Source organism: Rhodanobacter sp. C03, from assembly GCF_002001175.1.
Classification (GTDB): domain Bacteria; phylum Pseudomonadota; class Gammaproteobacteria; order Xanthomonadales; family Rhodanobacteraceae; genus Rhodanobacter.
The window spans coordinates 256,704-267,996 of record NZ_MUNT01000007.1 but is presented as its reverse complement, the minus strand read 5'-3'; the positions used below and the strand labels follow the sequence as shown (position 1 = coordinate 267,996).

Below are 11,293 nucleotides of genomic sequence, written 5' to 3'. Positions count from 1 at the left end.
TGATGGATAAACTGATCGACTCCGCGCACACCGAGGCACCGGCTCCGCTACCGCTGCCGTTGCTGGCCGGTGCCTTGACCGTGCCCGGCCTGCTGCCGCATGCGCCGCTGGATGCGCTGCTTGCCGAGCCGGAGCGCTACAGCTTCTTCCAGGCCGTGCGTCTGCTGTACCGGGCCCACGGCATGCCGCCGCGCGCCGGGGTGTCGTCAACCCACGATGCATTGCGTTTCACCGTGCCACCGTCGCTGAACTTCCCGCCGTGCGAGTTGCATGCACTGGATCGCGCCAGCCAGGACGAGAGCGCAGCACCGCGCTACACGATGAGCGTGAATTTTCTCGGCCTCACCGGTCCCTCCGGCGTGCTGCCGCGACATTACACCGAATGGCTGATGACTCAGCTGAAAGCGCGCGACACCGCCTCGCGCGATTTCCTGGACATCTTCAACCATCGCCTGCTCAGCCTGTTCTGGCGTGCATGGGCCAAACACCGCACCGAACTCAGCCAGGAACTTGCTGGCGAAAAGGGCGGCAGCGGCAGCGGCGTGTTGCGCCATATCTACGACCTGATCGGGCTGGGCACACCGGCGCTGCATGCCCTGGTGGAGCCACGTACGCGCGGCAGCAGCACGAAAACCAGACTGCCGGCCGCCGCGCTGGGCTACTACAGCGGCCTGGTGGCACAGCGCCCGCACGGCGTGGACGCCCTGGCGCAAGTGATCGGCGACGTGGTCGATGCACCGGTGGAGGTGATCGGCTGTCATGGCACCTGGCAGCGCATTCCCGTGCGCGACCGCACCCGCCTGGGCCGGCACAACCAGCGCTTCGGCGACGGCTGCGTGCTTGGCTCGCGCTTCTGGGATCGGCAGACCACGGTGCGCGTGCGCATCGGGCCGATGCGTCTGCGCGGCTTCGATGCGCTGCTGCCACAGCATGCCTTGCTTGGCGCGGTGGTCGAACTGCTGCGCTTTCTCACTGGCCTCGCACTCGACCTGGAGATCCAGCTGGTACTCCGGGCCGAAGCCGTACCGCGCGCGCGCGTGGGTGGCGCGCATCCGGCGCGACTAGGCTGGAACAGCTGGCTGGCCGGTCGCCGCAGCGAACAGCCGGCGGACGAATGCCGCTTCGTGTTCAGTGGTTTGACGTAGAGCACTTCTCCTGAGGGAGAGGGAAACAATCGACGGGAGAGCAGTCATGGCAGTCAATTTGCGCGCGCTGGTAGCGCGACTCAACACCACCTGTCGCGGTGCGATGGAAGGCGCGGCCGGGCTTTGCCTGTCGCGTACGCATTACGACGTGGAGATCGAGCACGTGCTGCTGAAGCTGCTCGAGGTCGACAACAGCGACATCCGCCGCATCCTGCGTCAGTTCGACGTCGCGCCGGAACGGCTGGAAAAGGAACTCAACCAGATCCTGGCCGGCTTCAAGACCGGCAACACGCGTACACCGGCACTCTCCGGCCACATCCCCGAACTGCTGGAACAGGCGTGGACCTACGCCTCGATCGAGTTCGGCGAGACGCGCATCCGCAGCGGCCACCTGCTGGTGGCGCTGGTCGCGGTGCCCGAACTGCGCCGCCTGGTGGCGGCCAAATCCCTGCAGGACATCAACGTCGAGACCCTGCAGAAGAACTTCCACGCCTTGGTCGAAGCCTCGGTGGAAGCACGCGAAGCACGCAGCTTCAACGAAGGTGATGGCGCGCCGATGGCCTCGGCCGGCGGTGATGCTGGCGAAGGCGGCAAGCCCAGCGCCACACCGAACCTGGACAAGTACTGCAGCAACCTCACCGCGCGGGCGCGCGAAGGCAAACTCGATACCGTGCTCGGCCGTGACGAGGAAATCCGCCAGATGGTGGACATCCTCACCCGCCGCCGCCAGAACAGTCCGATCCTCACCGGCGAACCCGGCGTCGGCAAGACCGCGGTGGTCGAGGGTCTCGCCGCGCGCATCGCCGCCGGCGACGTGCCGCCGATCCTGAAGAACGTCGAGCTGCTCTCGCTCGACCTCGGCATGCTGCAGGCCGGCGCCAGCGTGAAAGGCGAATTCGAGGCACGCCTGAAAGGCGTGATCGACGAAGTGAAGTCGAGCGCCAAGCCGATCATCATGTTCATCGACGAGGCGCATACGTTGATTGGCGCTGGCGGCGCGGCTGGCCAGAACGATGCGGCCAACCTGCTCAAGCCTGCGCTTGCACGTGGCGAGCTGCGTACGATCGCCGCCACCACTTGGGGCGAATACAAGAAATATTTTGAAAAAGACGCCGCCCTCACCCGCCGCTTCCAGGTGGTGAAGGTGGACGAACCCGACGAGGCGCGCGCCGTGAGCATGCTGCGCGGCGTGGCGAAGGCGATGGCCAAACATCACCAGGTGCGCGTGCTGGACGAGGCGGTGACCGAAGCGGTGAAGCTCTCCGCACGTTACATCGTCGGCCGCCAGCTGCCGGACAAGGCAGTCAGCGTGCTGGATACCGCGTGCGCACGCATCGGCATCGGTCTCAACTCGATTCCCGCGCCGGTCGAGGACAGCCGCAAGCGGCTGGAGATCCTCGCCACCGAACGCGAGCAGCTGGCCAAGGAAGCCGCCGGCGGCAGCGACCACAGCAAGCGACTCGCCGAGATCGACGCCGAGACCGCCGAGCTGCAGACCACGCTCACCGCGCTGGAAGCGCGCTGGAAGGAGGAACTCGATCTGGTCGGCCAGATCCACGGCAAGCTCGATGCGGTCGAGGCGCTCGCCGCCGATGCGCCGGAGCGCGCGGGCCTGGTCGAGGAACTCAATGCGCTGCGTACGAAACTCAAGGCCTTGCAGGGACAGGCGCCGATGGTCAACGCACTGGTCGATGGCAATACCGCTGCGCAGATCATCGCCGCGTGGACCGGCATCCCGCTCGGCAAGATGGTCGCCGACGAAATCCAGAACATCCTCAAGCTGCGCGAGCAACTGGAGGAACGCGTGATCGGCCAGAGCCATGCACTGGATGCGATCGCCCAGCGCGTGCGCACCTCGCGCGCCAACCTGGAAGATCCAAACAAACCCAAGGGCGTGTTCCTGCTGGTCGGCACGTCAGGCGTGGGCAAGACCGAGACCGCCATCGCATTGGCCGAGATCCTCTACGGCGGCGAGCGCAACATGATCACCATCAACATGAGCGAATACCAGGAGGCGCACACCGTCTCCAGCCTCAAGGGCTCGCCGCCCGGCTACGTCGGTTACGGCGAAGGCGGCGTGCTCACCGAGGCGGTGCGTCGGCGGCCCTACTCCGTGGTGTTGCTCGACGAAATCGAGAAAGCGCATCCGGACGTGCTGGAGCTGTTCTTCCAGGTGTTCGACAAGGGCGTGATGGAAGACGGCGAAGGGCGCGAGATCGACTTCAAGAACACCATCATCATCCTCACCTCCAACGCCGGCACCGAGCTGATCATGGAAGCCTGCGCCGGCGACGGCGAGGTGCCCACGGTCGAAGCGCTCAACGACATCCTGCGCAGCGAGCTGCAGGACCACTTCAAGCCGGCCTTCATCGGCCGCACCACGGTGATCCCGTTCTATCCGCTGCGCGACGTCAACATGAAGAAGATCGTGCGACTGAAGCTCAACAAGATCGTCAAGCGCATCGCCGCCAACCACGGCGCCCGTTTCAGCTACGACGAACACCTGGTCGACACCATCGCCGCCCGCTGCACCGAAGTGGATTCCGGTGCCCGCAACATCGACAACATCCTCAGCGGCAGCCTGCTTCCCGAAGTCGCCGGCGAAGTGCTCGAACGGATGAGTCGCAGCGAACCAGTGCAGGAGATCAACGCCAGCGTGGGCGAGGATGGACGGTTTGAATACAGCGTCAACTGAAAAGCAAGGAGACAACCATGCGCCCAATCGTCCTTTCAGATCAATTTTTCTGGAATCTCCACCAATCGGTGGGGAAAAACGCCAGCAATGGCAATTCGATGGATATCAGCTTTGTGCAATGGAGTTTTGTAGAGGCTTGCGCCCGCGAAAGCGGGATCCCTGCAGCCACTCTCCAGATATATCGCTCGGTGCGTGTAACTGGCTCCTGCAGCAGCAGAGATGACGATCCCTTGGTGGCGGCAATTCTAGCCATGCAAGGACACGTACACAGCCAACGTCCCCATACCGTGATCGATGGCCATATCAGTGTTGCGAATGGCATCCTTTATGCGCCAGGCGCGGAGTTTCTAATACTGGATATCAATCTGGCAATTGCCGGGTGGTATCCCAACCTATACCCGCGGCTTGATCTCATTCCTGGATGCCCGGCCGCCATCGCCAACGTGTCGCGGCAAGCAATTCCTCGTGTGTAACCGAAAGATGGCAGTACTTGCCCTGCGTCATCTTGCGTAGCGAGCTCCAGGACTACTTCAAGTCGGCCTTCATCGGCCGCACCACGGTGATCCCGTTCTATCCACTGCGCGACGTCAACATGAAGAAGATCGTGCGGCTGAAACTCAACAAGATCGTCAAGCGCATCGCCGCCAACCACGGCGCCCGCTTCAGCTACGACGAGCACCTGGTCGACACCATCGCCGCACGCTGCACCGAAGTGGATTCCGGCGCCCGCAACATCGACAACATCCTCAGTGGCAGCCTGCTCCCCGAAGTCGCCGGCGAAGTGCTCGAACGGATGAGCCGCAGCGAACCAGTGCAGGAGATCAACGCCAGCGTGGGCGAGGATGGTCGGTTCGCGTATGCACGGTTGTGAGTCGGCGCGGCGTCTTCCTCAACATGCGGCAGGCACCTTACCAAGGTTGAACACGACGCCATATGGGTCGCGCAGGTAGCAATGTGGAATGGCTGCGTTCTCCTCGATGACGACGCAACCTGCCGCGACCAGCCGATGCTTTTCGGCCTGAACATTGGCCACGAGAAAGTCGAAGACAGGCCCGTGTTCCGGGCCCTTCTCGACATACAGACAGAACGAACCCGTCTCGAAACCCACCAGCGTCTCGCTCCGGTGCGTGACCGGCAGGCCGAGCACGGTTCCATAAAACCCCACAGCCTCGGCCCAGGCATCGGTGCGGATGATGACGTCACGTGACGAATGGATTGCGCTTGCCATCGTGATCTCCGCGGTTGTCAGGTGCCACCCGACGCCATCTCGCTCATCAGCGCCAACTGGTTGCCATCAGGATCGGTGAACTCCGCCAGCCACAACTCGGACTGCGGCGTGCGGTGCACCAGATGCGGCTGCGCTTTGAACACCACGCCCTGGTCCTGCAACGAAGAAAACACCGCGTGGATATCGGCTATCTGAAAATAGATGGCCGAACCCCTTTGCGCCTCCTGACCCGCTGGCATGACACCGACCAGCAGCCGGACACCGCCGCAATTGAAGAAAGCCATTTGTGGAGGCGCCGCGAACAGAAATGGAATGCCGAGAACGTCTCGATAGAAAGCCACGCCACGATCAAAGTCGTCGACGGGGATCAGGAGCTGAGCAATCTTTGCGTCTGCGAGATTCATAGCGATTCCTCAACCTCGTATCTGCTGTTGTGGCGCTTGGCAGTGAAATCAGGCGGCGCGTGGCGTTGGCAGAAATTCTCTGGTGGAACTCTCAACCGTAACTGAAAGCCATGGCGAGAACACGACCCAAGGCAGTCGACCACCCGCCGATTCACAGTCCAACACAGAATTGAAATTCGGGATCAGACCTCCACGACCTTAACTCAACCGTCCGCGAAACCGGCAGCAGTCCACTCCGCCCCCTTATCAGCTAGGTATCCAAAACATCCCGTACGGATCAATGCGGCTCAGCGGGTTACCGCCGACATAGGCGTACATATTGGCGAAGCGGAACATCAGGTCGAAAACAGTTATACGAAGCGCCGGGTAGTTACCCTAACTGCAAGGTTCACTGGCGACCAAATTCGGGCAATGCATAATGTGCTGCAGACTATTTCTGGCTATAGCATCTCCTTGGCTTGCGGATTTTTCCAACCAAAAAATTGCTCTTGTTTTGTTTTCACTCGAATCCTCAAGGATCATTGAACCATAGCCACGTTGACCACCCGCATCTCCATCTTCTGCGGAAATGAGATACCAATATTCCGCAAGGCGTCTATTATTTATTGTTAAAAGAAAATGTTCACCGAGTCTATTAGCCGCGGCGCCTGATCCCCGTAAAGCCTGAGCTGAGTATGTCGCAACTTGCTGGTCAGTTAGAGCGACGCCTTCATTCCCATTAATTGAAACTTGATGCGTCATCCAAGTTGACATTGGCGCTTGCTGCGCAATAGCAGCAGTTGCAAGGAGTATTGAAGAAAACATGCACACAACAAATTTCATAGCGATTCATTCCTGCAGTGTCAGTGTGGGAAGGTATGTAATGAATTGCCCAGGCTCGAGGATACTAGGGCCAAAGTCGGGGTTGGATGGGACATATGATCCCGCAGCTCTATAAAACCCGTCAGGACTAAGCCACGCAATGGAATTCGGAGCCGTAACCGACGCGTCGAGATCGTCGGCCAGTTGCTCGGCAAATGATGGTGAGCCATCAGCAGCAGGGACTCCAGTATCACAAGATACCAATGTGACCGGCTCACCTGGCGCATAGTTATCGTCCGATTCAATCATTGCCGCGATCTGATCAGGTGTAAGGGGAGTACCATCTGGCGCAGACATGCTTGTTGATGATCCATGACCGCCAACAATATACTGACCGGGTACATCTGGAATAGCTTGCGCGTATAGATATATATCTTGAAATACCGGGAATAAATTCAGATTTATCAACCCTAGCGGATCAAGCCCGTCCAATGGATTGCCGCCGACATAGGCATAAGTCGATATACCGCCCGCCAATCCGATCGGATCACTCTGCAAATACCGCCCTGTCGCGGATTCATAAGTACGATTGAGGTTGTAGTTCGTCCCCGACTCCGCATCGTAATACTGGCCCGGATAGCGCAGGTTGAGCACGTAGCCGGTGGTTGACGTCGGCTGCTGTTCGCCGAACGGATTGCCCTGATAGGCCCACGACCAGATCACGGTGCCCGCACTGTTGGTCACCGCCCGCGGCGTACCGAGTTGATCGGCGGTCACGTAGTTGACCGTACTGCTGGTCACGCTACCATTGATCGTGTTGTCGATCACCGCCACCGGCAAACCACCCAACCAGATGTAGTCGCGGTTGGTGGTGCCGTATTCACCGATCAGTTGGCCTGCTTCGTTGTAGGCATAACGCTCGGTCGTTGCCGCCACCTTGCCGATGCGTTCGCCCAGGGCGTTGTACGTGTAGGTGCCCACGGTCTGACCATTGAGCTGCGCCAGGTCCAGGCGGTTGCGGGCGTTGTAGTGGTAGCCGGAGGTGTTGGCGCCGATGACGCTGCCCGTGGTATTGCCATCGACATCATTGGCTTGGGAAGCATTGCCGATGCTGGCGAGCTGGTGCGTACCGGTGGTGTAAAGGTACGCACCCCCGGCCAGACCCGTGGTCGTCTTGCTCAACCGATCGCCGGTGGGATTGTAGGTGTAGCTCTCCAGCGTGCTGCCGTTGCTCTCGATGACCTTATTGAGCCGATACAACGGATCGTAGTTGTAGGTTTCCGTTGCTGGATTGGCACCCGGTGCATTGCCCAGGGCTTTGATGTCGCCCATCGCATCAAGAGCAAAATGCAGCGCCAACGCCGGACTGGTCAGGTCGGTGAGCCGGTAGTTGAGGTCGTAGGTGCGCGTAATGATCTGGCCGTTGCCCAGCGTGTAGCTGCTGATCGGCCCGAACGGCATCCATGTAATGCCGCTGACCACCGTGGGTGGTGCCGAGCTGGCGCCGCTGGGTGTGACCGTGACGCCGCTGACGTGGCCGTTGATGTCGTAGGCATAGCTGATCGTGGTGTGATTGGGCGTGCTTTCGCTGTTCAGTCGATTCGCCAGGGTGTAGCCGTACAGCGTGGTGTCCGTATGGGTCGAAGCTACCTGTTGTTTCTGGATGACGTTACCGCGCACGTCGTAGCAGAAGATCGTGGTGACGTTGCCTTCCACGATGCGCGTCAGCCTACCGATCGGGCTCGATGCACTGCAGCCGGTGACCGAGTTGGCTTCGTCGTATTTGTACGTGACGTTGAGCGTGGTGTCGGCGTAGCTGGTGCTGGCCATGCGATTGTCGGCATCGTAGGTCGAGGTACCAACGATGCCCTTCGCATCGGTGTGCACGAGACGATTACCGGCTGCATCAAAGGTGTCATTGCTCGTGCCGGTATCCGGGCTTTGCAGCCTGGTGCGGTTACTGAGTCCATCGAAGGTGTTAGTGGTGGTAAGGGCCGTTGGATCGATGACGCTCGCCAAGCGATCCAGCGCATCGCGGTTTATCGTCGTTTTAGTGTTGCTGGTCGCCGGATCGGCGCCGTTGTAGTTGGCAATCGTGCTGCTCAGGCGGTTCAGCGCATCGAAGCTTTGCTGGCGCTGATAGCCCAGGGCGTCGACGCTGTTGACGAGATTGCCATTGGCATCGTAACTGGTGCTGGTGCTCGCACTGAAGACAGTGTTGTTCAGACCGTCGATCACCGTGGTGAGCTGGCCCAAGGTGTTGTAGATCCGCGTGAGATTTTTCACCGGGGTGCTATTGGACACCGGATGGATCAGCTCACCGGTCTTGTTGCCGGACGCATCCAGCGTGTAGTGGAGATCGTTGCCCTGCGCATCGGTGATGTCGGTCAGGCGATGCGCACCGTCGTAGGTAAACGTCGTGGTGACGTTGTCGGGATCGGTGATGGTCTTGACTGCTCCGTAAGGCCAATAGTGGAACGAGGTGATGGCGCTACCGACGCTGCGCGTGGCGAGCCAGCCGCGTGGCGTATAGGTCAGGTTGGTCACCACACCGTTGGCGTCCTGCATGCTGGTGACGCGCCCGGCACCGTCGTAGACCAGATACGTGGTGACGTGGCCCAGCGGATCGGTGATCGACTTCAGGTCACCGTGATGATGGTTCACGCCATCTAGCATGTAGTACGCATAGCTCGTCACATCCGATACATCAGTGCGCGGACCATCGACACTCAGAAGCAGACCAATCACGGGACATTGAACCGTATCAACACCGCCGCAGTAGTGATAACCCCACTGCCGCACACCAGCCGGGGGCACCGTGGTATTTGCGCATGTATAAGACATGGCACCCGGCACCGCTGGGTCAATCTCGCAGCGCGCGTTCATCTCGTCCAGATAGTTGTATGCCCAGGCGGTTGCGGTTACCAGAGTGCCTTGGGCATTCTGCACCTGACGAGTCAGCGGCTCGCGTAACCCCCCATTCCAGACGGTCGTGGTGGTGCGCTGATTGGCGCTACCTACTCCGTCGATCTCGATATGCAGCAAACCGTAGGAATTGTATTGCGTGGTCGTCAGGTTGCCCTTGAAATCGGTATAGGACGCCGGGTAACCGTTGGTGTCGTAGGTACGGGTCTTCCATCGCTGATTGCAGTCGGGAGTGCACGATTGATCGATGGATCCGATCTGGTTCAATCCATTGGTCTGCGAAAAACTCATCGTGGCGTTGTGGCCCAACGGATAAGCGGTCGTCGCTGTTCCGTCACTGTTGTAGGTCACTTGCGTGTTATTCGCGCCCTCACCAAAAAACGTTAAAATCGCGCGATTTTCAGCATCGTATCCGGTGGTGCTGTAGCGGCCGCCACTCTCATCCACGATGCCGGTCAAGTACGGGCTATAGAGGGAGCTTGCCTCAACTAAACCAGACTCATTGTAGAGGTATTGCTTGCTGCTGAGGTCCGGGTAATTAACAGCCGTAATGGCACCGTCCCCATTACCACCGTAGACATAAGTCAACGTTCCCATGTCGGGTAACGTGACCTGAGTGACGAGACCACTGCTGTTATACGCAAAACTGAGTTGGCGATTTCTTGAGTCGGTGACTGTGAGCAGCAGACCCGGCGAAGGTGCGATCGTGGTCGGCGTCGATGGCGTGCTGTATGTCAGCACTATACCTTGACCGGTCTGATCGGTGACCGATAGCAACAAGCCCGCTGTACTGTACGTTTCGGTATGACGATTGGCGCCGATAAAAACGGTGTATAGAGTCGCGACACCCTGCGCATTGTCGGTTTCCGTGAGTTGATCGACCAATGACAAGGGGTTGACCCATCCGCCACCGCCCTTCGTGAACGTCGTTTGCGAGCCATCGGGACGCGTCATGATGATGGTCGAGGTCGGGCTGCCCAGGATGAGAAGCGATCGATCGAAACTATGGCGCCATTGGGCACCCATGAAACTACGGGGTGTCGCGTCGTTGCTGTTATAGAAACGGCTGAGAGTCAGCCAAGTCGTGTTGTCAACGTAATCATCCTGCTTCAGGTATTTGTTGCCTGTTGATGCATTGATGGGATCGCCGACGTCAGGCGCGGCACTATTGACCTGATCCCCTTCTCCGTCACCGTTGACGTTGCCATCGCCAACGTTTGCAGAATGGGCTGTTCCATAGATGTCCTCATTTCCTCCCGTGCAGCCACCGCCATCTTCAATATAGGCAAAAATATCTGGACTTGGATCTGTTGGATCAGGACCTAGAACAGCAGTCCAGTCGCACCCGCCCCCAAAGCAAGAGATGAATTGATTTTCATAATCAGCAATCGCCGCATTGACAGTCAACTCGGGAGGCCCTGTAAAGACAGGGAATCGGGGGCCGCTCACACAGCCACTTCCACCCGGGAACCAAGCGCCATACTTGTATGGCGCCCCATAAGTAACGTCAGGAGCGAGCCCTGCCGGGGATGCGAGGGCCGTGAGTGCTTGTGGTTTGGCGGTAAAGCCTGGGAAGGTCAGCGCGTTTGGTACCTGAACTGCCTGCGCATGGGCAACGGCGGAATGAACCCGAATAGCAACTGCAGTGGGTGGGTCAGTGGCCCGCGCCGCCCCTATAGAACCGATCAAAAGACCCAGCGCCAGAATGGCGAAACGTGCAAAGTCCATGTGCCTTCCCCAATGCTGCATCGTGCCCCAATGCTGCATCGTGCACGGATCACGTCGATGTGCGTGGCTTCCGGGAACCCGTGAATTCCCGATGAGTCTTCCTGTGGCTGTTAGCGTGTCTCTGAATCGATTCGCGGCATGCCCGGCTTTCAAGCATTCAATTTTTCAGTTGCGAGCATGCGTCACTTCGGCAGAAATCTATACACGGGAATCCCATGAACGATCGACGTGTCAAACAGCAAGAAAATACGTAGTCGGCAGCAACTGGTACTCGCTGGCTTCAACGCACTCGCCCTGACAACCCGGCTTTTCCGGCTGCTCGTGCACTGCGGATACTTGAGACTCTTAACCCCTGAGATCACCGTGT

The 11,293-nt window shown here is 59.5% G+C and carries 8 protein-coding genes; 4 read left to right on the top strand and 4 right to left on the bottom strand.

What is annotated here, in order from left to right:
- The first annotated feature begins 2 nt into the window (after positions 1-2).
- Genes tssG through B0E48_RS13440 form a run of 4 tightly spaced genes read left to right on the top strand, consistent with a single transcriptional unit; the run spans position 3 to position 4,711 of the window.
- The gene (tssG, locus tag B0E48_RS13450) at positions 3-1,145 is read left to right on the top strand and encodes a type VI secretion system baseplate subunit TssG (protein ID WP_077518651.1); all 1,143 of its coding nucleotides are present in this window, start codon (positions 3-5) and stop codon (positions 1,143-1,145) included.
- Between the two features lie 46 nt (positions 1,146-1,191).
- A complete protein-coding gene (tssH, locus tag B0E48_RS13445) occupies positions 1,192-3,840 on the top strand; it encodes a type VI secretion system ATPase TssH (protein WP_077518650.1) in 2,649 nt (882 codons plus the stop codon).
- 17 nt (positions 3,841-3,857) lie between these two features.
- Entirely contained in the window at positions 3,858-4,313 is a 456-nt protein-coding gene (locus B0E48_RS17590) for a hypothetical protein (RefSeq protein WP_139350297.1), read from the top strand.
- A 32-nt stretch (positions 4,314-4,345) separates the two neighbouring features.
- Positions 4,346-4,711, top strand: coding sequence for a hypothetical protein (locus B0E48_RS13440; protein ID WP_168170366.1), 366 nt, complete (start codon positions 4,346-4,348; stop codon positions 4,709-4,711).
- Between the two features lie 18 nt (positions 4,712-4,729).
- Here the strand turns inward: B0E48_RS13440 and B0E48_RS13435 are convergent, their stop codons facing one another.
- The 4 genes from B0E48_RS13435 to B0E48_RS13425 form a co-directional block, all read right to left on the bottom strand.
- Positions 4,730-5,068 (bottom strand): VOC family protein, encoded by a 339-nt coding sequence (locus B0E48_RS13435; RefSeq protein ID WP_077518648.1) that lies wholly within the window; start codon positions 5,066-5,068, stop codon positions 4,730-4,732.
- A gap of 17 nt (positions 5,069-5,085) precedes the next feature.
- Positions 5,086-5,472 carry a VOC family protein gene (locus B0E48_RS13430; RefSeq protein ID WP_077518647.1) on the bottom strand — a complete coding sequence of 129 codons (387 nt, stop codon included), beginning with the start codon at positions 5,470-5,472 and terminating at the stop codon, positions 5,086-5,088.
- A gap of 375 nt (positions 5,473-5,847) precedes the next feature.
- A complete protein-coding gene (locus tag B0E48_RS17585; RefSeq protein WP_139350296.1) occupies positions 5,848-6,294 on the bottom strand; it encodes an SEL1-like repeat protein in 447 nt (148 codons plus the stop codon).
- 6 nt (positions 6,295-6,300) lie between these two features.
- Entirely contained in the window at positions 6,301-10,926 is a 4,626-nt protein-coding gene (locus B0E48_RS13425) for an RHS repeat-associated core domain-containing protein (protein WP_168170365.1), read from the bottom strand.
- Positions 10,927-11,293 lie beyond the last annotated feature (367 nt).

Excerpts from the sequence above, each read along its gene's own strand:
- tssH (WP_077518650.1), top strand. The coding sequence starts at position 1,192 with ATGGCAGTCAATTTGCGCGCGCTGGTAGCGCGACTCAACACCACCTGT.
- B0E48_RS13435 (WP_077518648.1), bottom strand. The coding sequence starts at position 5,068 with ATGGCAAGCGCAATCCATTCGTCACGTGACGTCATCATCCGCACCGAT.
- tssG (WP_077518651.1), top strand. The coding sequence starts at position 3 with ATGGATAAACTGATCGACTCCGCGCACACCGAGGCACCGGCTCCGCTA.
- B0E48_RS13430 (WP_077518647.1), bottom strand. The coding sequence starts at position 5,472 with ATGAATCTCGCAGACGCAAAGATTGCTCAGCTCCTGATCCCCGTCGAC.
- B0E48_RS13425 (WP_168170365.1), bottom strand. The coding sequence starts at position 10,926 with ATGGACTTTGCACGTTTCGCCATTCTGGCGCTGGGTCTTTTGATCGGT.
- B0E48_RS17585 (WP_139350296.1), bottom strand. The coding sequence starts at position 6,294 with ATGAAATTTGTTGTGTGCATGTTTTCTTCAATACTCCTTGCAACTGCT.
- B0E48_RS17590 (WP_139350297.1), top strand. The coding sequence starts at position 3,858 with ATGCGCCCAATCGTCCTTTCAGATCAATTTTTCTGGAATCTCCACCAA.